This window comes from Streptomyces sp. NPDC021356, assembly GCF_040641015.1.
Lineage (GTDB): Bacteria > Actinomycetota > Actinomycetes > Streptomycetales > Streptomycetaceae > Streptomyces.
Genome location: NZ_JBFACU010000049.1, coordinates 21,377 through 46,249, shown reverse-complemented (window position 1 = coordinate 46,249; position 24,873 = coordinate 21,377). Strand labels below are relative to the sequence as shown.

20 protein-coding genes are annotated in these 24,873 nt (G+C 70.5%); 17 read left to right on the top strand and 3 right to left on the bottom strand.

Going from position 1 to position 24,873, the window contains the following annotated elements:
• Nucleotides 1-3 precede the first annotated feature (3 nt).
• The 9 genes from AB0G56_RS38150 (at nucleotide 4) to AB0G56_RS38110 (ending at nucleotide 12,936) form a co-directional block, all read left to right on the top strand.
• Nucleotides 4-2,469 carry an ADP-ribosyltransferase gene (locus AB0G56_RS38150; protein ID WP_360979614.1) on the top strand — a complete coding sequence of 822 codons (2,466 nt, stop codon included), beginning with the start codon at nucleotides 4-6 and terminating at the stop codon, nucleotides 2,467-2,469.
• Nucleotides 2,470-2,510: 41 nt separating this feature from the next.
• The gene (locus AB0G56_RS38145) at nucleotides 2,511-2,915 is read left to right on the top strand and encodes a hypothetical protein (protein ID WP_360979604.1); all 405 of its coding nucleotides are present in this window, start codon (nucleotides 2,511-2,513) and stop codon (nucleotides 2,913-2,915) included.
• Nucleotides 2,916-2,925: 10 nt separating this feature from the next.
• Nucleotides 2,926-3,708 carry a DUF6508 domain-containing protein gene (locus AB0G56_RS38140; RefSeq protein WP_360979601.1) on the top strand — a complete coding sequence of 261 codons (783 nt, stop codon included), beginning with the start codon at nucleotides 2,926-2,928 and terminating at the stop codon, nucleotides 3,706-3,708.
• A 35-nt stretch (nucleotides 3,709-3,743) separates the two neighbouring features.
• A complete protein-coding gene (locus tag AB0G56_RS38135) occupies nucleotides 3,744-4,226 on the top strand; it encodes an HD domain-containing protein (RefSeq protein WP_360979598.1) in 483 nt (160 codons plus the stop codon).
• Between the two features lie 98 nt (nucleotides 4,227-4,324).
• On the top strand, nucleotides 4,325-4,657 hold the full coding sequence (locus AB0G56_RS38130; RefSeq protein ID WP_360979595.1) for a hypothetical protein: 333 nt from the start codon (nucleotides 4,325-4,327) through the stop codon (nucleotides 4,655-4,657).
• A gap of 79 nt (nucleotides 4,658-4,736) precedes the next feature.
• A complete protein-coding gene (eccD, locus tag AB0G56_RS38125) occupies nucleotides 4,737-6,092 on the top strand; it encodes a type VII secretion integral membrane protein EccD (RefSeq protein ID WP_360979592.1) in 1,356 nt (451 codons plus the stop codon).
• A 59-nt stretch (nucleotides 6,093-6,151) separates the two neighbouring features.
• Nucleotides 6,152-7,471: a hypothetical protein gene (locus tag AB0G56_RS38120; protein ID WP_360979589.1), complete on the top strand. Its 1,320-nt coding sequence runs from the start codon at nucleotides 6,152-6,154 to the stop codon at nucleotides 7,469-7,471.
• A gap of 49 nt (nucleotides 7,472-7,520) precedes the next feature.
• Nucleotides 7,521-11,498 (top strand): type VII secretion protein EccCa, encoded by a 3,978-nt coding sequence (eccCa, locus tag AB0G56_RS38115; protein ID WP_360979586.1) that lies wholly within the window; start codon nucleotides 7,521-7,523, stop codon nucleotides 11,496-11,498.
• Nucleotides 11,499-11,505: 7 nt separating this feature from the next.
• The gene (locus AB0G56_RS38110) at nucleotides 11,506-12,936 is read left to right on the top strand and encodes a DUF6177 family protein (protein WP_360979584.1); all 1,431 of its coding nucleotides are present in this window, start codon (nucleotides 11,506-11,508) and stop codon (nucleotides 12,934-12,936) included.
• A 42-nt stretch (nucleotides 12,937-12,978) separates the two neighbouring features.
• Here AB0G56_RS38110 and AB0G56_RS38105 read toward each other — a convergent pair whose 3' ends face one another.
• Entirely contained in the window at nucleotides 12,979-14,283 is a 1,305-nt protein-coding gene (locus AB0G56_RS38105) for an acyltransferase family protein (protein WP_360979582.1), read from the bottom strand.
• A gap of 497 nt (nucleotides 14,284-14,780) precedes the next feature.
• Between AB0G56_RS38105 and AB0G56_RS38100 the strand changes: the two genes are divergently transcribed.
• From AB0G56_RS38100 to murF, 7 genes are all read left to right on the top strand, one after another.
• The gene (locus AB0G56_RS38100) at nucleotides 14,781-14,975 is read left to right on the top strand and encodes a hypothetical protein (RefSeq protein WP_037854478.1); all 195 of its coding nucleotides are present in this window, start codon (nucleotides 14,781-14,783) and stop codon (nucleotides 14,973-14,975) included.
• 804 nt (nucleotides 14,976-15,779) lie between these two features.
• The gene (locus AB0G56_RS38095; RefSeq protein ID WP_360979578.1) at nucleotides 15,780-16,475 is read left to right on the top strand and encodes a response regulator transcription factor; all 696 of its coding nucleotides are present in this window, start codon (nucleotides 15,780-15,782) and stop codon (nucleotides 16,473-16,475) included.
• Complete coding sequence (locus AB0G56_RS38090; RefSeq protein WP_360979575.1) at nucleotides 16,468-17,559, top strand: HAMP domain-containing sensor histidine kinase; 1,092 nt, start codon at nucleotides 16,468-16,470, stop codon at nucleotides 17,557-17,559. The genes AB0G56_RS38095 and AB0G56_RS38090 overlap by 8 nt, the downstream gene beginning before the upstream one ends.
• A gap of 213 nt (nucleotides 17,560-17,772) precedes the next feature.
• Nucleotides 17,773-18,768: a D-isomer specific 2-hydroxyacid dehydrogenase family protein gene (locus AB0G56_RS38085; RefSeq protein WP_360979572.1), complete on the top strand. Its 996-nt coding sequence runs from the start codon at nucleotides 17,773-17,775 to the stop codon at nucleotides 18,766-18,768.
• Nucleotides 18,761-19,828: a D-alanine--(R)-lactate ligase gene (vanA, locus tag AB0G56_RS38080; protein ID WP_360979569.1), complete on the top strand. Its 1,068-nt coding sequence runs from the start codon at nucleotides 18,761-18,763 to the stop codon at nucleotides 19,826-19,828. The genes AB0G56_RS38085 and vanA overlap by 8 nt, the downstream gene beginning before the upstream one ends.
• Nucleotides 19,821-20,444 carry a D-Ala-D-Ala dipeptidase VanX gene (gene vanX / locus AB0G56_RS38075; protein ID WP_360979566.1) on the top strand — a complete coding sequence of 208 codons (624 nt, stop codon included), beginning with the start codon at nucleotides 19,821-19,823 and terminating at the stop codon, nucleotides 20,442-20,444. Before vanA ends, vanX begins: the two co-directional genes overlap by 8 nt.
• A 152-nt stretch (nucleotides 20,445-20,596) precedes the next feature.
• Nucleotides 20,597-21,958, top strand: a complete 1,362-nt coding sequence (gene murF / locus AB0G56_RS38070) for a UDP-N-acetylmuramoyl-tripeptide--D-alanyl-D-alanine ligase (protein ID WP_360979563.1) — start codon at nucleotides 20,597-20,599, stop codon at nucleotides 21,956-21,958.
• Nucleotides 21,959-21,973: 15 nt separating this feature from the next.
• On the opposite strand, the gene AB0G56_RS38065 is transcribed toward murF, so the two are convergent.
• Nucleotides 21,974-23,128, bottom strand: coding sequence for a peptidoglycan bridge formation glycyltransferase FemA/FemB family protein (locus AB0G56_RS38065; RefSeq protein ID WP_360979611.1), 1,155 nt, complete (start codon nucleotides 23,126-23,128; stop codon nucleotides 21,974-21,976).
• 88 nt (nucleotides 23,129-23,216) lie between these two features.
• Nucleotides 23,217-23,441 (bottom strand): hypothetical protein, encoded by a 225-nt coding sequence (locus tag AB0G56_RS38060; protein ID WP_360979560.1) that lies wholly within the window; start codon nucleotides 23,439-23,441, stop codon nucleotides 23,217-23,219.
• Between the two features lie 249 nt (nucleotides 23,442-23,690).
• Here AB0G56_RS38060 and AB0G56_RS38055 point away from each other — a divergent pair, with 249 nt between their 5' ends.
• The gene (locus AB0G56_RS38055; RefSeq protein WP_360979557.1) at nucleotides 23,691-24,002 is read left to right on the top strand and encodes a tyrosine-type recombinase/integrase; all 312 of its coding nucleotides are present in this window, start codon (nucleotides 23,691-23,693) and stop codon (nucleotides 24,000-24,002) included.
• Nucleotides 24,003-24,873: the final 871 nt, after the last annotated feature.

Sequence of the window (24,873 nt, the reverse complement as noted above, 5' to 3'; positions counted from 1 at the left end):
GGGCTGTTGGAGAAGGCGTACGGGGATCTGAAGGCGGACGCGGGTCACATCCGTGACGCGGGCCGGGATGTGCATAACCGGTTCCAGGGGTTGTCGGCGTATTACAGGGCTCCGGAGGCGGAGCAGTTGTTCGCGTCGACGAAGCCGGTGAAGGATCGTGCGGACACGTTCGCGTCGGGTCTGGAGTCGGTGTCGGGGGCGCTGTCGGGGTATGCGACGGAGATCCGTCCGCTGGTGAAGAAGCTTGAGGATCTGAAGCGGGAAGCCGCGACGTTCGTCAACTCGGTGAAGGACGATGACGACTGGCAGTACGACGGTGGCAAGGTCGGTCATCACAACCGGATCCGGGACGAGATCACGAAGACGGTGGCGGCGTTCTGGGCGGCGGAGCGCACCTGTCACAACAAGATCACCGCACTGTTCCACGGCACGCAGATGGTCGCGGGGGACGGTTCGGACCGTAAGGACCAGTACGGGTTCAACGCCGACGACCTGAAGAACGCGAAGCTTCCCTGGGGTGACCCGGTGGAGGAGAAGCATCATGCGTGGGAGGTCGGGCACTGGATCAAGTCGTTCGTGTGGGACGGTCTGATCGTCGATGGTGTGTGGGGGACGATCAAGGGTCTGGGCACGCTGGTGGGTTTCGGCGGCTGGGAGGCGATGGGCCAGGCCTGGAAGGGCCTCGCCCAGTTGGCGACCGGTCTGGTGATCTCCTCGCTGCCGGGGGTGGGCACGTTGTTCTGGGCGTTGCCGGACGACAAGCTGCCGTCCTGGTTGCGTGATTCGCGTACCGCGATGAAGGAGACGGGCAAGGCGCTGGTGGCGTGGGACGAGTGGGGCAAGAACCCGGCCCGCGCGGCGGGAGCGGTCACCTTCAACGTCCTGACCACCGTCTTCACCGGTGGTGCGGGCGGTGCGGCCTCGGGTGCGGGCAAGGCGGGCGCGGTCGCGAAGGCGTTGTCGGTGGCGGGCAAGGCGGGCAAGGTCATCGACCCGATGACGTATGTCGCCAAGGGCGCGGGCGCCGGCCTGTCGAAGATCGGAGACATCAGCAAGGCCCTGAAGGGCCTCGGCAAGATCGACATGCCCACCCTTCCCGACGGCTCGGTCCACCTGCCCGACGGGCGGCTGCTGGACCCGCACGGCAACATCTTGGGGCCCGACGGTGTCGTCGACACGACGCCGATTCCGCACGAGGTCGGCCCGGGCATCCCGACCGCGCCGAGCCTCCCGGACCACTGGACGATCCAGGGTCAGCAGCCGGTTTACGCAGGCGTCCACACGGGCGCCGACGGCGTGACCCACACGACCGACACGGCCGTGCACCACGACCACACGGTGCCTTCGTCGTCGTATGACCACCCGGTGCCTCAGTCGGCCTACGACCACACTCCGACCTCGTACGACCACACGCCGCCGGCGTCGACGTACGACCACACGCCATCGCCGTCCTCGTACGACCACTCGGTGTCCCCGTCGTCCCACGACCACACCCCGACGCACACGCCCGCGCACGACGTTCCCACTCACGACCTCCCCGGCGGCGGTCACGGTCGCACCTCGGACGCCCCGAACGGCCAGGGCCACGGCCACGAGCACGACGGCACGGGACACACCGGGCACGGCGGCGACCACACCCACGACCAGAGCGGCCACCACACGGACGGTCACACCGACGACGCCTCGCACGTGGGCGACCACGTGGACCTCGACCACCCGGTCGTCGACGCCACCGCGCACCACGGCGCCGACGCCCCGGCGACACCAGTCCACGACCACACGAACGTGCCGGGCCACGGCGGCGCCGGGGAGCCGTTCGAGTACAAGCCCCTCATGTCGGGGGACGATTTCGACGACTTGGCCACCGACGCCGAGAAGCACGCGGTGGCCACAGCCGAACTGGCGCGCGGCACGAACCTTGAGCCCAGCATCAGTGATGAGGCGGGGCAGGCGTACGGCGACGGTTACTGGAACGATTTCCTGGACGACCTCGACCCGGACGCCAGGGACGCGTTGCACACTTACAGCGATCATTACTACACACAGATCAACGGCCATCTCCGCTCCGGGATGGACGTGTCCCAGCACATCCTGGACACCATCGACAACATGGACGAGGTGATGGGCACCCGGCCGGTGCCCGAGGACGTCATGGTCATCCGAGGTACAGGGATCGACCACCTCAATCTGAGGACACCGCTCGAGATGGAGGGCCGTGTCTTCGGCGATGCCGCATACACCTCCACGGCGTTCGGCGAGACAGTGCCGCCGGCGTTCAGGTACAAGCCGGTGGTCATGCACTGGAGGGTTCCCAAAGGCACGCCCGCCCTCTGGATCGACCACATCTCCGCCAACCCGGGAGAGCGGGAAATCCTTCTCGCTCGTGGCACGGACTACAAGGTGACGCGTGTCTTCATGGACGAAGCGGGCAAGTGGCACGTTTACGGTGAGGTCCTCCCGAGGTCGTAACCTCGTTGAGTATCGGGTACAGGTAAAGGAACGTGGACTTCATGAGTGGTGAACAGCCGGTCAACCCGCGCTTGGAAGACGACCTGAGGTTTGTGGAAAAGGCGGGCGGCCCGCCGCGTTACCAGGACTGGACCGAGAAGCCGGTGCGGTACTTCGCGGTGGTCGACAAGCAGGGCGGGGCGATTCTCGGCTATGTGTGGGCCGGTGACGAGGACGACGCCGCCGCGTACGAGCCCCGGCAAGCAGCCGGTCCCCGTGGCGTGAACGAGGGTGGCCGCTGGGGCCGTCGGCTGCGCGCGGCCAAGGAACGGGGAGCCCGGCCGTCCCAGGCGCTTGTGGAGCTGTACGGCGACCCGGAGCCGGGCGGCAAGGGTCGCCCCCTGCCCGGTTCCCTGTCGGATGCTCCGAACGCGGCAGCGGTCGAGGCGCTCGCCAAGGGAAACTGACTCCGCCTTCATGCCCAACCCCGTCCACTACACCACCCCCACCACCCCCGATGGAGAAGTCATCGGCTACCTCTGGGGAGACCCGGTCGAGGTCGGCTGGATCGATCGGACGGCGAGCAGTCTGGGGGCCTATCTCGCCGGGCGTGACTGGTACAGGAAGATGGATGCGGCGCGTCGGCGGGGCCTTACGCCCTACGCCGTGGTGGAGTTGCTCAGCCGTGAGCCCGGCGCGGGTCCCGTCACCGGTGCTCACTCCGTCACGGCGCTGGAGGAACTCTCCCGCACGGTCACGGCTGCCGACGACCAGCGGCTGCTCGCTGAGCTCCACCCGGTGGACAGTGCCGCCTGGCAGGAACTGGCCGACGCCTTCGGCGCGCTCACGGACGAGGACCGCACGGTTCGTACGGGGGGAGGAGACCAGATCCGGGAAGGTGTGTACGAGGTGTCCTACCCCGTCTACACCCAGCCGCTGTGGCGGGCGGTCCACGCACTGAGCGGCATCGGCGCTGTCACTCCGGAACACCGCTGGGTCGACACCCCGTTGGACCCGGACACGCCCTTCGGTGCGCTGCACCCTGCCGACGCGGTACGGGCCGCCACCGCGATCGTGCGCGGCGAGCGGCTCTGCGAGGGAACGCTCGCCCTGGCTGTGAAGATCGGTCTGCTGGATGCCGTGGCGGCCTCGCTCGGTACGTGGCACGCTGCCCGTCAGGGCATGGGGAAGGCGGCAGTGGGGCACCACCCCGGGTGTACGAGCGGCCCAGCCATGCCATATGTTGCGGAAGCGAAGTAGGGGGGTCCGCGATGCCGCAGGAAAGGCCGCCCCGGATGGGGCGGACGCAGGCGCCGGCCGGTGCCGGCGCGCAGATGACTCCTGCCGAGGCCGAGGCCGTCGCCCGCGCCGCGCACGACGGTCAGCGGGACAAGGCCGGGCGGCCGTACGCCGAGCATCTGCGGGCCGTCGCCGAGGGTGTGCGCGCCCGCGGCGGAGGTGACGACCTCGTCGCCGCCGCCTGGCTGCACGACGCCCTGGAGGACGGCGCGCTCAGCGAGGAGTGGCTCGACGCGGCCCCGTTGCCGCAGGGGGCCAAGGACGTCGTACGGGCCGTGACCAAGCGGCCGGGTGAGGAACCGCGGGCCTACGCGCGCCGGATCCTGGCCACTCCGGGCGCCCGGCTGGTCAAGGCGGCCGACCTCGCGCACAACGCCGACCCACACCGCCTCGCCGCCCTCGACGAGCCCACCGCCCGGCGGCTCGCGCACAAGTACGCCACGATGCGCGGTCACCTCGGCCTCGGCCCGGACGACTGACGGCACGCAGCAGACACAGCCGCACCCCACGCCGCGTCGGGTACGGACCGCGGCACGGCACGGCACGAAGCACGCACCTACAGCACAGGACGACGGAAATGGCACGGGACTACGACAGCCAGCTGCTCGAGTCGGTGGCGGTGCGCCGGCGTCGCATGCGCGACGCGCTGCTGTTCGGCGCGCAGCGCGGCCGGCGCACGGTGGACGAACGGCTCGGCAAGGTGTTCGCCGGCATCGCCATCGCGGCTGTCCTGTGCGCCGGTTGCGTCGGCTGGTCGTTCCTCCAGGCCACCCTGGCCAAACAGAAGGCCCAGCAGAAGCAGCAGCAACAACAGCAGGAGCAGCTGTACAACCCGTCCCCGACGGCGAGCACCACGGGGGCGGCGAGCACCCCCTCCCACGGCACCGCCAAGCATGCGGAGAAGAAGTAGTGAAGGCGATGTGTACGGCCTACATGGGCATGCCACGCAGAGCCGGTGACCGGCACGGCGCGATGATAGGTTCCGGTGAGTGGTGAGCACAGCAACGACGTCCCGGACCCAGCTGAGCCGGGTCACCCTGGTCGGTGAACGCCGACGTGCCGACATCGTCCTGCCGTCGGACACCCCGATCGGCCAACTGCTCCCCGACATCCTGCGGCTGCTCGACGACCGCGCGTCCACGCGTCCGGCCACCCGGCAGCTGATCACCTCCGACGGCTCGGTCCTGCCGCATGACGCGACCCTGTCCTCGGCCGGGGTCCCCGACGGCGCCGTGCTCCAGCTCGTACGCGCCCACGCGGCACCGCCCGCCCCGGTCGTGCACGACGTCACCGACCAGGTCGCCGACGACCTCGACCTGCGGGCCTGGCGCTGGCGTCCGGCCGCCCGCCGGGCCAGCGCCGGAGTGGCCACCGTGGGCTTCGCGGTGGCCGCGGGCCTGCTCGCCCGGCGCGAGTTCGCGCTGGAGAGCGTCACCACCGCACTCGCGGTGGTCACCGCCGTGTGCCTCATCGCCGGCGCCCTGGTGGCCCGGATCGGCCAGGGCAACCGGGGCCTCGCCACCGCGCTGCTGCTGGCCACCGGCGGGCTCGGTCTGCTCACCGCGTGGACCGCCGCCGACGCCCACCACTGGTCGGCCACCGCCCGGCTGGCCGGTGTCGTCGGCGCGCTGGTGGTCACCCTCGTACTGCTGGCCTATTTCTCACCGCTGGGCCGCGGCGGACTCGTCGGCGCCGGCGCGGCGGCCGCGATCGCGCTCGTGTGGGAGGCCGTCGCCGCCCTCCAGGACCGGCCGGACCGGCTCGGCGCGGTGATGGTCGTGATCTCCGTCGTCCTGCTCGGACTGCTGCCGCGGCTGGCACTGATGGCCTCCGGGCTCACCGGACTCGACGACCGGCGTTCCTCGGGCGTCTCCGTCAGCCGCCACCAGGTGGCCAACGCCCTCGCCGCCACCCACCGCGGACTCGCCCTGGCCACGGTGGTCACCGCCGCTTCCGCCGCCGCCGGCGGCTGGCTGCTGACCACCGCCCACCAGCCGACCGTGTGGACGGTGGCCCTGGCCTCGCTGACCGCGGTCGTCCTGCTCTCCCGGGCCCGGGCCTTCCCGCTGGTCGCCGAGGTCGTGGCCCTGTTCGCGGCGGCGGCCGTGCTCGTCGTACGGCTCGCGGTGCTGTGGATGCACCAGGCCGGCGGCGCGGGTGCGCTGGTGCTGCTCGGCGTGGCCGCGCTGCTCCCGCTGCTCGTCCTCGCGGTGGAGCCGCCGGAGCACGTACGGGTGCGGCTGCGCCGGTTCGCCGACCTGATCGAGTCCCTCGGCGTGATCGGGCTCTTCCCGCTCGCCGTCGGGGTGTTCGGCATCTACGGGCAACTGCTCGACAAGTTCTGAGACTCACGCACGACGCGCCGGCGCTCCGGGCGGGATGACGAGGCAGGGAAGAAGGCGACATGCCTAACGGGGACAACTGGCAGAGCGACGTGCTGCGCGATCTGAGGAGCGGCGCGTCCCGGCAGGAGCCGCAGGAACCGCCGCAGACGCCTCAGGTACCGCAGACACCTCAGGTACCGCACGGGCCGCAAGAGGGAGCACCCCCGCCCCAGCAGCCCCACCCGCAGCCCCACCCGCAGCAGCCGCCGCAGCAGCCGGGCCTGCCCTCCGCGGACATACCCGCACGGCAACAGCAGCAGACCCCGCACCCGGGGCCCGCTCAGGTGCCCCCGGCGGCGACACCGACGTACGGCCAGCCGCACCAGCAGGCCCAGCCCCAGCACCCCGTGCCCCAGCAGGGCCACCCCGCCCGACCCGCCGCGCAGCGCCCCCAACCGCCCCGCCCCCACCGCACCACCACCCCCGACTCACGCCCCGTCGTCGACAAGCGGCTGGCCGGCGCCGGGGGCAAGCCGCGCCGGGGCGAGCCGTTCACGGCGCGGGCGCTGCGCGCGGTGCGCCGTACCGTCTCCTCCTCCGCCGCGCGCGAGGTCGCCGAGACCACCGCCACCGCCGAGGTGCTCCAGCAGGCGGTCACCACCGGCCGGCAGATCGCCGTGACCTCCATCCGCGGCGGTTCCGGCAAGACCACCGTCGCCGCGCTGCTCGGCACCACCTACGCGCACTACCGGCAGGACCCGGTGCTCGTCGTCGAGGCCGACCCGGCGCTCGGCTCGCTGCCGCTGCGCCTGGGCGCGGAGAGCCTGCGCTGGACCACCGGCGACCTCGCCGGCCTCGTCGAACCGCAGATGTCCCTGCTCGACGTCACCGGCTACCTCGTCCAGCTCCCGGACAACGCCTGGCTGCTGCCCGGCAGCCAGGGCCAGGTCGGGGCGATGCTCGACACCAAGGGCTACGAACGGGTCATGGTGTCGCTGCGCCGCTACTTCGGCGTGACCGTCGTGGACTGCGAGACCCTGCCCGCCGAGGTTGCCCGCACCGCGCTGTCCGCCGCCCAGGCCCGGGTGCTCACCGTGCCCGCCACGCTGGAGGGCGTCGCCAGCACCCACGCCGTCCTGGAGTGGATGCGGGGCCTGCCCCGGTCCATCACCACCTCCACCGTCGTCGTGCTCACCGAGACCGTGCCGCACACCGGGGTCGACGTCGGCAAGGCGGCCGAGCAGCTGAAGGCGACCGGGGCGGCCGTGCGCGTCCTGCCCTACGACCGGCACCTGGCGGCCGGCGGCGCGATCCGCACCGACCTGCTCGCCCGCCCCACCCGGCAGGCCGCCACCGCCCTGGCCGCCGAGGTCTTCCGGCTCTCCCAGACGCGCCGCTGAACCCCGTGGACGAAGGGAACTCGAGGACGACGAGGACGAGACACCCACGATGAGCACCCGACTGATCCACCGCCCGGCCCGGACCACCCGGCCCGCGGCCGCCCCCGAGCCGCGCACCATAGAGGCGCCGCCCAACCTGCCCGAGGGCAAGGCCGGCTCCATCGCCACCTCGCTGCTGCCCGTGGCCGGCGTGATGTCGTCCGTCGTGATGATGACGGTCGTGCGCAACAGCCAGTTCGCCGGGCTGGGCGCGATCATCCTCGTCGTCACCCTGGCCGGCTCCATGACGCTGGTCTTCTCCCAGCGCGGCAAGGCCCAGCGCACCCGCCGCACCCAGCGCGAGGCCTACCTCGCCTACCTGGAGGACCTGCGCGAGGAACTGTCCAAGGAGGAACGCGAGCGGCGCGAGCGCGCCCAGGTGCTCAACCCGCCGCCGGACGCCCTCTACGACATCGTGCGCGACCCCGCCCGGCTGTGGGAACGGCGCAGGCTCGACGGGGACTTCCTGCGGGTGCGGGTCGGCACCGGCGAGATGCCCGTACGGGACCTCAAGGTGGCCCAGCAGGGCTCCTCCGTGCTCACCCCGCCCGACCAGTTCATGCTGAACGAGGCGTCCGCGCTGATGACCCGCTTCAGCACCGGCACCGAACTGCCGCTCACCGTCCCGCTCGACCGGGTCGGCAACATCAGCGTCATCGGCCGCCGCGAGGACACCCTCCGGGTCGCCCGCGCCCTCATGGTGCAGACCGCCGCCACCCACGCCCCCGACGACGTGGCGATGGCCCTGGCCGCCCCCGGCGACCGGGTCGGCGACTGGGAGTGGGCCAAGTGGCTGCCGCACCTGCTCGACACCGAGCAGTTCGACGGCCCCGTCGCCGCCCGCCGCATCGCCCCCTCCCTGCCCCAGCTCGCCCGGCAGACCGGCGCCGAACTGCGCCGCCGCGCCTCCTACGCCGCCGAGGTGCGGCGCGGCCTGTCCGGCCCGGACGCCCTCGCCATGACCTCCCGGCTCCTCGTCGTCGCCGACGGGCACGGCGAGGACGCCGTCGAACTGCCCCGCCCCGACGACGCGGTGGGCCTGCGCGACATGGGCGTCACCGTGCTCCACCTGCTCGACGAACGCGTCCAGGAACCCGGCAGCGTCGGCGTGCGCATCACCGTCGAGGCAGACCGCATCCTCATCGAGGACCTGCGCGAGGCCGAACCGGTCAGCGCCCACGGCACCGTCGACGAGGTCGGCGTGCCCTTCGCCGAGGGCCTGGCCCGCATGCTCGCCCCGCTCCGGCTGTCCGCCGAGTCCATGGTCGACGCCCCGCTGACCGGCCCGGTCGACTTCGCCGAACTCCTCGGCATCGACGACGTCGCCCACCTCGACCTGGACCGGCTGTGGGCGCCCCGCGGCGAACGCGCCTTCCTGCGCGTGCCGATCGGCGTCAGCGACTCCCACGAACCGGTCCTGCTCGACCTCAAGGAGTCCTCCGAACTGGGCATGGGCCCGCACGGCCTGTGCGTCGGCGCCACCGGCTCCGGCAAGTCCGAACTGCTGCGCACGCTCGTCCTCGCCCTGGTCGCCACCCACCCGCCCGAGGACCTCGCCCTCGTCCTCGTCGACTACAAGGGCGGCGCCACCTTCGCCCCGTTCGCCGACCTCCCGCACGTCGCCGGCGTCATCACCAACCTGGAGAACCAGGCCGGCCTCGTCGAACGCGTCCACGCCTCCCTGGCCGGCGAGGTCAAGCGACGCCAGCAGGTCCTCAAGGACGCGGGCAACGTCGCGGACATCGGCCACTACGCCGCCCTGCGCGCCGAGAAGCGCCCCGACCTCGACCCGCTGCCGCACCTGTTCGTCGTCATCGACGAGTTCGGTGAACTCCTCACCGCCAAGCCGGACTTCATCGACCTGTTCCTGTCCATCGGCCGCATCGGCCGGTCCATCGGCGTGCACCTGCTGCTGTCCAGCCAGCGCATCGAGGGCGGCAAACTCAAGGGCCTGGACACCTACCTGTCGTACCGGCTCGGCCTGCGCACCTTCTCCGCCGACGAGTCCCGCACGGTCCTGGACACCACCGACGCCTTCCACCTGCCCCCGCTGCCCGGCTTCGGCTACCTCAAGGTCGACACCAGCCACTACGAGCGGTTCAAGGCCGGCTACGTCTCCGGCGCCTACCGCGGCCCCGTGCAGCGCGAGACCGAGGACACCGGGCCGCTCGCCCTGGAGTACGAGGCGTACAACACCCTCGGCCAGGACGAGTCCGCGGCCCCCGAGGAACCGCAGATGCGGCGCCGCGAGACCGGCCCCACCGAGATGGGCGTCCTCGTCGGGCAGATCGAGGACGCGGGCGCCCGCACCGTACGCCGCATCTGGCTGCCCCCGCTGCCCGACGCCGTCGCCCTCGACAAGGTCGCCGGGCCCGTCGAGGTGGGCGCGCGCGGCATGCAGCTCGCCGAACGCAAGGCGCCGCTCCAGGTGCCGCTGGGCGTCCTCGACGATCCGACGAAGCAGTGGCAGGGCCAGTGGTACCTGGACCTCACCGTCGCGGGCGGCCACGCCGCCGTCATCGGCGGCCCCCAGTCCGGCAAGACCACCCTGCTGCGCACCCTCGCCCTGTCCCTGGCGCTCACCCACACCCCGCAGGAGGTCGGCGTCTACGGCCTCGACCTGGTCGGCGGCGGCCTCCAGGCACTCGCCGGGCTGCCGCACGTCGGCGGCGTCGCGGGCCGCGCCGACCGCGAGCGCGCCGCCCGCACCATCGACTCGGTGCGCGGCATGCTCGACCAGCGCGAGGAACTGTTCCGCATCCACGGCATCGACTCCGTGGAGCAGCTGCGCACCCTGCGCGCCGCGGGCCGGCTGCCCGAGCTGGCGTCCACGGAGATCGTGCTGCTCATCGACGGCTTCGGCGCGCTGCGCGACGACTTCGAGGACCTGGACGACGCGGTCGTCGACATCCTCAAGCGGGGCAGCGGCTACGGCATCCACGTCGTCGCCGGCATGCTGCGCTGGAACGACGTGCGCATCGCCACCCAGTCCCAGTTCGGCACCCGCGTCGAACTGCGGCTGAACGACCCGAGCGAGTCCAGCATCGACCGCAAGCTCGCCGAGACCCTCTCCCCGGAGGAGAAGGGCCGCGTCCTGACCGACGGCAAGCTGTTCGCCCAGGTCGCGCTGCCCCGCACCGACGGCCTCGGCGACACCGCCGAACTCGGCGCCGTACTGGAGCGCACGGCCCGTACCGTCCGCGCCACCTGGACCGGCGAGGTCGCCCAGCCGGTCCGGGTCCTGCCGCACCTGCTGGAACCGCGGCTGCTGCCCGGCCCGGCCGCCGAGCCGCGCCGCGTGCCCATCGGCCTGGACCAGACGAATCTCGCGCCCGTCCCGCTCGACCTGTTCGCCCACGACCAGCACCTGATGATCATGGGCGACAGCGAGTGCGGCAAGACCAACCTGCTCAAGGTGATCGCCGAGGGCCTGATCGAACGCCACGGCGAGGACGAACTGGTCTTCGGCGTCTTCGACCCGCGCCGCGGCCTGCGCGGCGCCGTCCCCGAGGAGTACCGCGGCGGCTACGCCTACAACGCCAAGCTGGCCGGTGCGCTGGCCACCGGTATCGCGGGCGAACTGGAGAAGCGGCTGCCCGACGAGAGCGCCGACCCCGCCGACCTGGAACCCGGCAGCTGGGGCTCGGGCCCGCGCATCGTCATCCTCGTCGACGACTACGACGTCCTGACCACCGCGGGGCAGCAGCCGCTCGCCCCCTTCGTGCCGTACATCCCCTCCGCCGTCGACATCGGCCTGCACTTCGTCCTCACCCGCCGGGTCGCGGGCGCCTCGCGCGGCCTGTACGAGCCGCTGCTCCAGGGGCTGCGCGAGTCCGGCTCCGCGGCGCTCGTGATGTCCGGCGACCGCAGCGAGGGCCAGCTCTTCCCCGGCGTCTACGCCGGCCAGCAGCCGCCCGGCCGCGGCGTGCTGGTCCGCAGGGGCGAGCCGAACCGGCTGATCCAGACCGTCTACGCCGGGAACAGGTGAACCACCCATGACCAAGGACGTCGTCACCCTCACCAGGAAGATGCCCGACCCGCTGAGCGTGATCGCGGGCCTGCTCTCCGGCGGCCCCGACAAACTGGTCGGCGCCGAGGACGGCGGGGCCGTGGTGCGGCTCTGCGACGAACAGGGCCGCCCGCTGGTCACCGTGGAGGCACCGCTGCTCGTCCAGGTCAGGGGCGAGGCGCAGCGGCTGCTCGGCGCGAGCGAGCCCGAGGTGCCGTACTGGTGGACCGAGGCCCGCGCCACCACCGGCGTCAAGGAGGGCGAGGAACTGGCCGGCACCTTCGCGGCCCGGCTCGCCACCCTCGTCGGCGGCACCGCCTGGCCGCCGCAGGCCGCCCGGTCGCTGGCCGTGGTGCCGTCGGACGGCGTGAGCGTGGCCCCCGTGCCCGCCGCCGCCCAGCCCGCCGTGGACGTCCTCACCGACAAGGTCGCCGTCGTCATCATGGACCGGCCCGTGGTCGCCATGACCGCCTGGCTCGCCGACGCCTTCCGCGCGGCGGCCGGCGCCCACCTCGGCCTGCAGATCGTCACCCCCGCAGGCACCCGGCTCTCCCCGGCGGTCCGCACCGCCCTGCCTGGCTGGCCCTCGCGCTGGGTCGTCCAGGACGAGGAGGACGGCTACTACGACGGCCTGTCCGGTGCCGTACTGGAGTGGAACAACGGCCTGTTCGTGACCGTGGAGTCACCGCGGGCCGCCCCCGACGACCCGCGCACACCGGTCGCCGCCTCCTTCACCCGCGACGTCGCCGACACCGGTGAACGCCAGCTGGCGATCTCCTACCGGGCCATCCACCCTGCCGACGACCGCCTGGTCCTCGGCGGTGCCCTGGAGGCCGTGTGGCGCGAGATCACCGGCGAGCCACCGGCCGGCTGGGGCACCGAGGAACCCGCCAACCTGCCCTGGTCACTGCGCCAGTTCACCGACGTCGCCCACGAACGGGCGCCCGAGCCGACCTGGTTCGTGGTCGTCGGCAGCCCGGAACGCCCCGGCCTCGCCACCGTCCGCGTCAGCCGCACCACGGGCGGCGTCGAGGAGGACGTCACCCTCGCCTTCGGCTACGGCCCCGGGGAGGAGGTACCGCAGGACGCGGTGGCGCGCGCCGCGGAGACGCTCGCCACCCGCCACGACCTCCAGTCCATGCTGGTGCAGATCCGCAGGGCCCGCCGCGACCTGGCCGTGCCGCCCCGCTTCGAGGGCCCCGGCGTCCCGTACGCCTTCGTCCTCGGCGCCGACGAGGTGCGCGCCATGCCCGGCGACCGCGCCCGCCGCACCCCGCTCGGCGAGCCCCCGCGCACCCTGGGCCCGAAGACCCGCCCGGCGTTGTACTACGCCTTCCCGGGCGACCCGTCCGACCTGTCGGGCTGGCAGCACTTCGAGCGGCTGATGCGGCACCTGAAGGGCGAACAGCCCGCCTGACGGGCGGGCTGTTCGCCCCACCGGCCGGGGCGGAGCGCCGGTTCAGCGCGCCATCACCGCCGCCCGCCCGGTCCCTGCCTCGGTCGTCCCGGCCCCGGCCTCGGTCGTCCCGGCCCCGGCCTCGGTCGTCCCGGCCCCGGCCCCGGTCGTCCCGGCCCCGGCCCCGGTCCCGGCCTCCGCGCCGGTGGCGGTGTCGGACCCCGCCCCACCGGAGCGCCCGCCCTCGGGCCGGGCGGTGTCGCGCCGGAACGCCCACTCCATCCTCGGCTCCACGGCGAACCGGAAGACGCGGCGCACGGGCGGGGTGCACAGCAGGGTGACGCCGCCCGTGGCGACCACGGTGACCAGGAGCGCGCCCAGCGGAGTGTGCAGCCACGACGCCTCGAACCACCCCGCGTACAGCACGCCCTTGACCACGAAGCCGTGCAGCAGATAGCCGTACAGCGTGCCCGCGCCGAGCGCGGTGCACCACATCCGGCGCCCCGGCACCAGCGCGAGGAAACAGCCGGTCAGCAGCACCGCGCCCGCGAACGTCACCAGCACCATGACCGGCCCGGCCCACCAGGGCGCGCCCATGTCCTGCGCGGCCCCGTTGCGGTACATCCAGGCGGTGTTCACGCCCGGCGCGGTCCACCAGCCCAGGGCCAGCGCCGCCGCGAACACGGCGAGCGCCGGCACCCGCACGGCGCGACGGCGCACCAGCCGGAAGTGCGCGGGCTTCAGGCACAGCCCCAGCACGAAGCAGGGCAGGAACTGCAGGACACGCGGAAGGTCCAGCACACCCCCCATGGCCGGGGACACCGAGCCCAGCATCGCGATCCCGAGGGACACGAGCAGGGGGTGGCGGACCAGCTTCCACACCGGCGAGGTCAGCCGCCAGATGAACAGGGCGCACAGGAACCAGGTCAGGTACCAGGGCGACAGAAGACTGACGGCATGGTCGCCGGAACCCCCGACGAAGACACGGAAGAGTGAATACGCCGTCTCGAAGAGGACGTACGGCACGACGACGCCGGTGATCAGCCGCTTCAGCCTGCTCGGCCGCAGATCGAAATCACGGGAGAAGAAACCGGAGATGATGACGAACGCCGGCATGTGGAAGACGTACACCACGTTGTAGGCGCCTTCGAGGAACCGGTTTCCACTCATCACCGGAGCCCAGGAATGCCCCAACGCCACCAGCACGATCGCGAGGTACTTCGCATTGTCGAAGAAGGGATCGCGCTGCTTTCCGGACCGGCCCGCACCCTCACCGGGTCTGTGCGTGACCGGCACACCGGGGGCCGGGGACTGAGCCGGGGGGAGGGGTGTTCTGCTCTGGCCGGGGGAGGAGGCAGCGTGGAACATCTCAGGCACCTTAGCGTCGTCCGTGCGGTTTTCGCGGAACCTCCGACGGCGATCCCGGCTCTGCGCAGCGGCTGCCCCGGGTTCGCCCGGCAATACCCGGCCACGGGGTGGCCCTCGCCACATCGCCCCAGCCGGCAGGAAGCCTCGATGTCCGGATTGTTCACGACGAGTTGACGCCCGGCGCACCGTCCGGCGACGGCAATTCGAATTGCCTGCGAACGACATGTGCGGACATCGAAACGAAATCACCGAATTCCCCGGCGAGTCGCCACGGCCCACCGCCCGGCGACCGCGCCGACGCGCCCCGGGACACCCCGCGGGACCTCGCACGGCGGGGGCGCCGGCCCTGGGATGCTCGGGGTGCGTGTCACGGTCCTGACCGATGATGCGTCAGGCACGGCATACGGGAGCCGTGTTGGTGGCACGATGGTTCCAGCGGGGGCGTGGGGTTGGCGCCCCGGGCCGGGAGAGCGGACCAACCGAAGGTGTGATCAGTTGTGGCCATTTCACTGTCAGTGGTGCTGCTGTTGGCGATCATCCTGGTGGTGTTGCTCCGAGGGGGCTCCATCAAGGCCGGGCCGGCCATCGTCGCCGTCCTCTTCGGCTTCTTCCTCGCCTCCACCGGCATGGCCCCGTCGATCAACCGCTTCATGAACTCGATAGCGGACACGATCAACTCGATCAACTTCTGAGCCGGCAACTCGATCAACCTCTGAGCCGGCAACTCGATCAGCTTCTGAGCCGGGCGGCCCGCGCCCCCGGCCCGGGCCGGCCCCGGCCGCCCGGCTCCGGCCGCCCGGCTCCGGAAACACCGAGGGGCCAGACCCGAGGATCACTCCCCGGACCTGGCCCCTGGCCACGCAGAGCGCGACGGGAATCGAACCCGCGTAGCCAGTTCGGAAGATCGCATATGCGGACTCGGCCTGACCTGGGGGAGTGCTGACCTGTGTGTTTGCTGACCACTGACCGGTGTTTCCCGTGACTCCCCTTGGCGTGCCTTGCGAACGGGCACGCCAAGGGCACGCTGTTCTGGGTCAGAAGGAGTGCAACAGCAAGACTGTGACGCCCGTCAGCGCTGTGATGAATCAGTGCAGAGACCCGCCCGCGACGAGCAGGCTGTCTGGTCCGCGATGGACCGTCTCCTGAAGGGTGACCTTAATGTCCGCCGCCTGCCCGCCGCCCGCCCCGGCACGGCCCCGTACGGATCGTGCAGCTGAGCCACGTCCAGGACGGGTCCGGACACGGCGAGGGAGCCCGTCGGTGTAGCCTGCCGTGTTCCTTCGCCGTCCGCACCAACGGCCCCCTCAAGGGTGATGTCGATCGAAGGCTCGTCGATGGGCAGATCGTGTGTTCATGCAGGTCACGGCACCGAATGCCTTCCCGGGATGCTTGTTGAAGGCGGTCGCGACGCACTGATGGACGGTGGCACGGTGTTGTCGGCGCGTATGCGGTTTTTGAGACGCGGACGATATGTGCCCGCTCGTAACATCGAGAGTATGCGTGTGTTGATCGTCGAGGACGAACCCTATATGGCGGAAGCCATCCGCGATGGCCTGCGCCTGGAAGCGATCGCGGCCGACCTCGCGGGCGACGGCGACATCGCCCTGGAAATGCTGAGCATCAACAGATACGACATCGCCGTCCTCGACCGCGATATCCCCGGCCCTTCTGGTGACGAGATCGCCAAACGCATCGTCGCCACGGGCAGCGGCATGCCGATCCTCATGCTGACCGCGGCCGACCGCCTCGACGACAAGGCATCCGGCTTCGAACTCGGCGCCGACGACTACCTCACGAAACCGTTCGAACTGCAGGAACTCGTCCTCAGGCTCCGGGCGCTCGACCGCAGGCGTGCCCACAGCCGGCCTCCGGTCCGTGAGATCGCAGGGCTGCGGCTGGATCCGTTCCGACGCGAGGTCTACCGGGACGGCCGCTACGTGGCGCTGACGCGCAAGCAGTTCGCCGTACTCGAGGTCCTCATCGCCGCCGAGGGCGGTGTCGTCAGCGCCGAGGAACTTCTGGAGCGCGCGTGGGACGAGAACGCCGATCCGTTCACCAATGCTGTCCGAATCACCGTCTCAGCACTGCGCAAGCGTCTCGGTGAGCCGTGGATCATCGCCACGGTCTCCGGCGTCGGCTACCGAATCGATGCACAGCCGCAGGCCGGAGACGGGGGAGAGAGCCATGGATAGGGCACCTGGATTGAGTGTCCGCCTCAAGCTCACCCTCAGCTATGCCGGATTCCTCATGCTCGCCGGTGCCTTGGCGCTCGCTGCCGCAGGAGTGTTCCTCCTGCAACAGGGGTGGTTGCAAACCAACGAAGAGGGGGCATGGAAAAGAAACCCGGTCATCGACTTCGTGCAGGGTTTCGCGCCAACGGCAGCCGCAGTAACGGTGCTCCTCCTCGTGTTCGGCCTCCTGGGAGGATGGATCCTCGCCGGTCGTATGCTCGCCCCCCTGGCTCGCATCACCAACGCCACCCGCACGGCCGCTACGGGATCGCTCTCGCACCGTATCCAGATGCCGGGCCGCCAGGACGAGTTCCGTGAACTTGCCGACGCCTTCGACGCGATGCTCGCACGGCTTGAGGCACACGTCGCCGAGCAGCAGAGATTCGCGGCAAACGCCTCGCACGAACTGCGCACCCCGTTGGCCATCTCGAAGTCGCTTCTCGACGTGGCCCGCACCGATCCATCACACGACACCGGCGAAGTTCTCGACCGCCTCCAAGCTGTCAATACCCGAGCGATCGACCTCACTGAAGCGTTGCTCTTGCTCAGCCGAGCCGACCAGCGATCCTTCACCCGAGAACAGGTCGACCTGTCCCTCATGGCGGAAGAAGCCACCGAAACGCTGCTCCCCCTCGCGGAAAAGAACGGCGTCACCATCGAGACCCGCGGCGACATCACCCCCGCGAGCGGATCGCCGGCGCTCCTGCTGCAACTGACCATGAACCTCGTGCACAACGCGATCGTCCACAATCTGTCTGAACAGGGCAGGGTGTGGGTCACTACCGGCGTCCACTCCGGCACCGTGATGCTCACGGTCGAAAACACCGGCGAGAAACTGCCTCCACACCTGGTCTCGACGCTCACCGAACCATTCCAGAGGGGCACCGAGCGCATCCACGCCAACCAGACGGGCGTCGGCCTCGGCTTGGCCATCGTCAAAACCATCACTCGCACACACGACGGCACCCTCACCCTCACCCCGCGCGACACCGGCGGCCTGCGCATCACGGTGGAACTGCCCGCCCGCACGTCCCCGCGGTCGTGATACGCGCCCCTGCTCGACCGCCGCGCCTGGACGGCCGCCGGCATGGCCCGGCTTGCCGGGGTGGCGCCGTCCATCGCGAACAGCCACCGCGACCGGCTGGTGACCTGTGCTCGGCGAACACCGCGCGGGCCGGCAAAGCGGGCCGACAACGTATCGGCAGCTTATCGAAAACTGCATACGCGTCGGCAACACCCCGTTTCCTTGAATGGAGGCATGACCTACAGCGAACCAGTGGGAATCACCGCTTTCGGATGCGGGCGGGACGAAGCCGCACGGTTCCGGGAGTTGGCGCCCCGATTCGGAGTGACGCCGACAATCACAGAATCCGCGGTGTCGGAGGACAACGTCCACCTGGCATCCGGAAACCGGTGCATCAGCGTCGGACACAAGACCCGGATCACCCCGGCGACACTTCGAGCGCTGAGCCGAGTCGGCGTCTCCTATATCTCCACAAGAAGCATCGGGTACGACCACATCGACGTGGATCATGCGGGCCGCGTCGGCATTTCCGTCGGGAACGTCTGCTATTCCCCCGACAGTGTCGCCGACTACACGGTGATGATGCTGCTGATGGCGGTGCGCCACGCCAAGTCCACTGTCCGCCGCGCGGATGTGCACGACTACCGGCTGCACGACGTACGGGGGAAAGATCTGCGCGACCTGACCGTCGGCGTGGTCGGAACGGGGCGCATCGGCACAGCCGTCATGGAAAGGCTCCGCGTCTTCGGATGCCGGATATTGGCGTACGGAAATCGTGCCGGTGAATCCGGTGAATCCGGTGACCCCGGCGACGAGGTGTCGCTCGATGAATTGCTGAAATCTAGCGACGTCGTCACGCTCCATGCGCCGCTCAACGCCGAGACGCACCACCTCCTCGACCGTGAACGCATCCAGCGGATGAAACCGGGCGCGTTCGTGGTCAACACCGGACGCGGTGCCCTCATCGACACCACCGCGCTGGTCGCGGCGCTGGAGGACGGACGCCTGGGCGGTGTCGCCCTCGACGTCGTCGAGGGCGAGGAAGGCGTGTTCTACGCCGACCGACGGAACGCACCCATCGACAGCAAGCCACTGCTGCGGCTGCAGGAAATGCCGAACGCGTTCATCAGTCCGCACACCGCGTATTACACGGACCGTGCCCTGAGTGAAACGGTCGAGAACTCGATCACCAACTGCCTGGAATTCGAAAGAAGGAATCAGCATGCCTAAGGCCAAGCTTCAGGTCGGAATCCTCTTCGGAGGCTGCTCGGAGGAACACCCCATCTCCATCAAGTCCGCGCAGGAGATCGCGCGAAACCTCGACCCGGACAAATATGAGCCGTACTTCATCGGGATCACGCGCCACGGCGCCTGGAAACTCTGCGAGGGGCCCGCCACGGACTGGGAGAGCGGCGCATACCGGCCCGCCGTGCTGTCCCCGGACCGCGGCGTGCGCGGACTGCTCGTCCTCGATCAGGGGAAGTACGAGACGATCGGCCTGGATGTCGTGATGCCCGTCCTGCACGGCAAGCTCGGGGAGGACGGCGCGGTCCAGGGCCTGCTCGAACTCTCCGGAATCCCGTACGTGGGCTGCGACGTCCAGAGTTCCGCGCTGGGCATGGACAAGTCCCTCGCCTATGTCGTCGCCGCCGGCGCCGGAATCGCCACGCCGAATTTCTGGACGGTCGCGGCGGGCGAGGACATCGACGCCGACCGGCTCACCTATCCCGTCTTCGTGAAGCCGGCCCGCTCGGGATCGTCCTTCGGGGTCAGCAAGGTGGCGAACGCGGAAGAACTGCCGGCCGCGCTGGACGTCGCCCGGCGGTACGACACGAAAGTCCTGGTCGAGGAGGCGGTCGTCGGCAGCGAGGTCGGATGCGCCATCCTGGGCGGCGGAACGGACCTGACCGCCGGAGAAGTCGACCGCATCGCCCTGTCCCACGGATTTTTCCGGATTCACCAGGAGGACGAACCCGAGACCGGCTCCGACAATTCGACGCCGATCGTCCCCGCCGATATTCCGGCTGGATCCCGGGCCCGCGTCCAGGAAGTGGCGAAGGCCGTCTACCGCGCCCTGGGCTGCAGCGGACTCGCCCGCGTGGACCTGTTTCTCAAGGACGACGGACAGGTCGTCCTCAACGAGGTCAACACATTCCCCGGCATGACCTCGTACAGTCGATATCCGAGGATGATGGCCGCCGCCGGCGTTCCGCTGCCCGAACTGATCGACCGCCTGGTGACCGGGGCCCTCGTCCGGCCCCTGCCTGTGACGGAGCAGGCCGATGCGTAACGACTTCGTCTTCATGGACGAGTTCATCCCCGGAGTCCGCTGGGACGCCAAGTACGCCACCTGGGACAACTTCACCGGAAAGCCGGTCAACGGATACCTGGCCAATCGCATCGTCGGCACCAGGGCTCTGTGCGCGGCATTGCAGAGCGCACGAGAAGAGGCGGCCTCGCACGGATTCGGCCTCCTTCTCTGGGACGGCTACCGCCCGCAACGTGCCGTGGACTCTTTCCTGCACTGGTCCAAGCAGCCGGAGGACGGCCGCACCAAGCACCGCCACTACCCCAATATCGAGCGGCCCGAGATGATCGAGAACGGATACGTGGCTGCCAGGTCGGGCCACAGCCGCGGCAGTACCGTCGACCTGACGCTGTACCACCTGGAAAGCGGCGACCTCGCCGACATGGGCGGCGACCACGACCTGATGGACTCGATCTCGCACCACGGAGCGGAAGGAATCTCGCGCACCGCGGCGGACAACCGCAGGCGTCTTCGTTCCATCATGGAGACCAGCGGATTCAGCTCCTACACATGCGAATGGTGGCATTACACGCTCAAGGACGAGCCCTACCCGGACACCTATTTCAACTTTCCCATCACACAGGTGAGTCTGGGATGAACACGGCGCGGCTCCGGCGGTCCGGCCGGAGCCTCGGCGTCCCCGGACGCCGAACGGCGGAAGCGAGCACCCCCACCAGAGCCCACCACCTATCGCCGGCGTATCGAGAACCGCATACGCGCCGGCAACACCCCGCCGCCTTCACTGGAACCATGACTCAGAGCCAGCCATCCCTCGCCCCGCACCCCCTCTCCCTCGCCGAGATCGCCGCGCTCGTCGGCGGCCGGGTCACGGGTGACACGAGCGTCACAGTGAGTGCACCGGCCGTACTCGACAGCCGGCACGGCGAACCGGGCGGTCTCTTCGTCGCCATGGCCGGTGAGCGCGTCGACGGCCACGACTACGCCGGCCACACCCGTGCGACCGCCGTGCTCGGTTCACGGCCGACACCGCTCCCCACAGTCGTCGTCGACGACGTACCGGCCGCACTGCAGACACTCGCCGCCCACGCCGTGGCCCGGCTGCGCGAGCGGCTGACCGTCGTCGCGGTGACGGGCTCGCAGGGCAAGACCAGCACCAAGGACCTGCTGGCCGTGGTCCTTCCGGGCGCCGGGCCGACCGTCGCCACACACGGTTCGTACAACAACGAACTCGGCGTGCCCCTGACCATGCTGCGCGCCGACGCGCACACCCGCTTCCTCGCCCTCGAAATGGGCGCCCGCCACCTCGGCGACATAGCCCACCTCACCGGCCTGGTCGCACCCGACATCGCGGTCGTACTCAACGTCGGCCAGGCCCACATCGGGGAGTTCGGCTCGCGCGCGGCCATCGCACGGACCAAGGGCGAACTCGTGCGCGGCCTCGCACCCGGCGGCACCGCCGTCCTCAACGCCGACGACCCCCGCGTCGTCGCGATGCGCGCGCTGACCGGCGGGCCGGTCCTGACCTTCGGCCGCGCCGAACACGCCGACGTGCGTGTCCAGGACCTGATCCTCGACCGCCTGGGCCGGGCGACCTTCACGCTGCGCACCTCCGGCGCCTCGGCCCGTGTCGCGCTGCCGCTCGTGGGCGCCCACCAGGCACTCAACGCGGCGGCCGCCGCCGCGGCGGGACTCGCGGCCGGCATCCCCCTGGTCACCTCGGCGGTGGCCCTCAGCACCGCCTCACTGTCCAGGTGGCGCATGGAGCGCCGCACCCTGGCCTGCGGCGCGACCCTGCTCAACGACTCCTACAACGCCAACCCCGACTCCACCCGAGCCGCCCTGGACACGCTCGCCGCGATCGCGGGCCGGCGCCGTATCGCCGTACTCGGCGCGATGCTCGAACTCGGCGCCGACAGCGAGGCCGAGCACCGAGCAGTGGGCGAGTACGCGGCCGCGCGCGCCGACCTGGTGGCCGTCATCGGCGAAACCGCCCGTCCCGTCGCCGACGCCGCGGGGGAGCGGGCGGTCGCGTTCACCGACAACCAAGCAGCCGCCGCCTGGCTGCGCGAGAGCCTCACCGGCGGCGACATCGTCCTCGTCAAGGCGTCGCGCGGCGCCCGCCTCGACGAGGTGGCCGCCGCACTCGGGTAACCGTGCGGCGCGGGCTCAGCGCCCGCGCCGACGCATGTACAGGTCGAAGGCGCGGTAGACCAGCGGTCGCAGCGGCAGATCCCACTCCCCGACGTACCGCACCGCCCGCCCCCCGGTGCCGACCTTGAACCGGATCAGGCCCACATGCGGATCAGCGGCGTCGAGCGTCGGCGTGATGCCCCGCAGGTCGTACACGTCGCAGCCCGCCGCCAGGGCGTCACGGATCATCGCCCACTGGCACGCGTTGGAACCCCGCACCTCACGTTTGGCCGTCGAGGAGGCGCCGTACGCGTACCAGGCGTGTCCGCCGACCCGCACCAGGATCGTCGCGGCCACCAGCTCGCCCTCGTGGCATGCCAGATAGAGCGCGATCCGCCCGGGATCCTCGGCGCTCAACTCCGCGAACATCGTCTCGAAGTACGCCAGCGGCCGCGGCGTGAATCCGTCGCGCGCGGCGGTGTGCACGTAGAGCTCGTGGAACGCCGCGAGGTCCGACGCGGCACCGACCGTGACCTCGACCCCCGCCTTCGCGGCCTTCTTGATGTTGCGGCGCCACTGCTGGTTCATGGCCTTCAGGACGTCGTCCTCGGACCTTCCGACCAGCGGCACCTCATACGTGAACTGCGGCTGCCCCGCCCCGAACCCGCCCTCAGGGCTCTGCGGCAGCCAGCCGGCCGTCCGGAGCCGTCGGCTCACCGCGGCGCCGGTCGGATCGACGTGCCCGTCGGGGAGTCCGGTGAGCCGCCGCACCCCCGGATCGGCCACGCCGTCCTTGACCTGCGCCGCATCCCAGGTGTGCGTCCGCACCGGCGGGCACAGCCGGATCGCGAACGCGCCACGGGCCTTGAGATATGCCGCCAGCGGGTCGAGCCACGCACCGATGTCCCCGGACCAGTCGATGTCAGGACCCCACGGCACATAAGCAAGCGTGAACCGCGACAGCCCCGGCACCGGCCGGTGAAGGACAAGCCCCGCCCCCACAAGCCGCCCGCCGTCGAACCATCCGAGCGACTCACTGCGCCACTCCGTCTTCACCCGCCCCCACGCAGGGGTCTGCACAAAGTTCACCGACCGCCGCGCCCGCACGAAGGCCAGGTGCTCGGCGTCGCTGATCGGCGCGACGGTCAGCGTCACAGGCAGGGACAGGGGTGCTGGTTCGCGGTAGGACATGACGCCAGTCAAGTCGGCCCTGTGTTGCCGGCGCGTATCCGCTTTTCGATACGCCGACGATAGGCGCCGCTCAGGCGCTCCGCGCCTGTCACAGGTCGTGCTGCTCACCGGTCCGGCGCCACAGCCGCGCGCACCCGTCAGGAGTGAGGTCGTCCAGTGGTACGAGGACTCGGTTCGCGAGGACGTCGGCGAACCTCTCGATGTCGCGGATCGGCTCGGGCGCCGCGCTACCGGCGCCGAGTTCGCGCAGGGTGCGCAACGCGAGCATAGAGTTCCACCCGTCGACGGGCCGGGTAGCGATCAGCGTGGTCACGTACGTCTACGGGAACAGGCCGCAGCCCTCGGCAACGTCCGCAGCCTGCCCGCCGCCCGACCCGGAACGGCACCGCACGGATCATGCAGCTGAACCTGTCGCCGATCGACGTATCCGAACACGGCGGGGGAGCCCACCGGCATGGCCGGCCGTGCTCCCGCGCCGGGCCGATCTGATGCTCGCCAGGAGATCAGCGAGACAGGGCGAGCGGTCCTCGCTCGGTATGCCGAACCGGGTGCGGAAGGCCGGGTGCTCAGCGGTGCCAAGGGGGCCACGCCTCGGCGCAACCACTTCAACCGGCTGTGGCACAAGACGTGCGACCAAGCCGGTATCAAGGGTCTGCACTTCCATGATCTTCGGCACACCGGTAACACCCTCGCCGCCTCGACCGGCGCCGGCACTCGGGAGCTGATGGCGCGCATGGGCCACAGCACCGCACGCGCCGCGCTGATCTACCAGCACGCGAGCGCCGAGCGGGACCGGCTGATCGCCGACGCGGTGAGCGGCCTGGTCGGCAAGGGCCGGCGTCCGAAGGGGCACGCGGGGGACACGCCGGACTGAACACAGCCCCCGGAACAGCTCAGGGCCAGGCGGAGGATTGTTCCTCCGCCTGGCCCTGAGTCGTCTGGAGCGGGCGACGGGAATCGAACCCGCGTAGCCAGTTTGGAAGATCGCGTACGCGGAGTGCTGCTGAGCTGGCCTTATGCTGACCTGCGGCTAAGGCCTGCCATCCCCGCTGTTCCCCCTTACGCCCCATCGGCTACCGCCTCTAAGGGCACGCGGGAGACACGCCTAGGGGAAGGTGTGAGGTGCCAACGGGGCGCACAGGAAGATGAGCAAGGTCAGGATCTCCCTGACCAGTCGGGCGACCTCTGTTGCCTTCTCGATCCGCGACTTGCGAGGGGGCGTGTCGGGTTTGGTGTGCGGGCATGCGCTGCAGCTCTCGCCCCGTCCCGCTTGCGCATTGCAATGCCATGCGTAAGTCGGTACGGTGGACGAGACAGTTGGTGCACTAGGGTGGGCCCCCCTGGGGTGGTCCATGTTGATCTCCCAATTGTTTGGATGCCAAGGCCGTGCGGACGTTCCGGCAAGTTCGATGCGCACGGCCATTTGGCGTTTCTGTAATTCGGTACGAGAGTAGCGCACTTGATGCGCCATCAGCCTCGGATCAGCCAGCCTGGCCTGTCCGGGCTTAAGCCTCCATGGTTCACGCACCTCTCCGGTTAGGTGTCCATCTGCGTGGTTGAGGTGGTCACCGCCTGCCATACATGTTGGGGCCCGCAGCGGCGCCGACGCAAAGCGCGTTTGTGCCGGTCCGTGCGGTCTTTCGTACCTGTCACTTCTTCCGGGTCTCGATCCACGACTTGGGGCGTTGGCCAGGCTGTACCCGGCCGCTCGGCCGCGAGCGTGGTCAATGAAGCCTGCAGCGAAG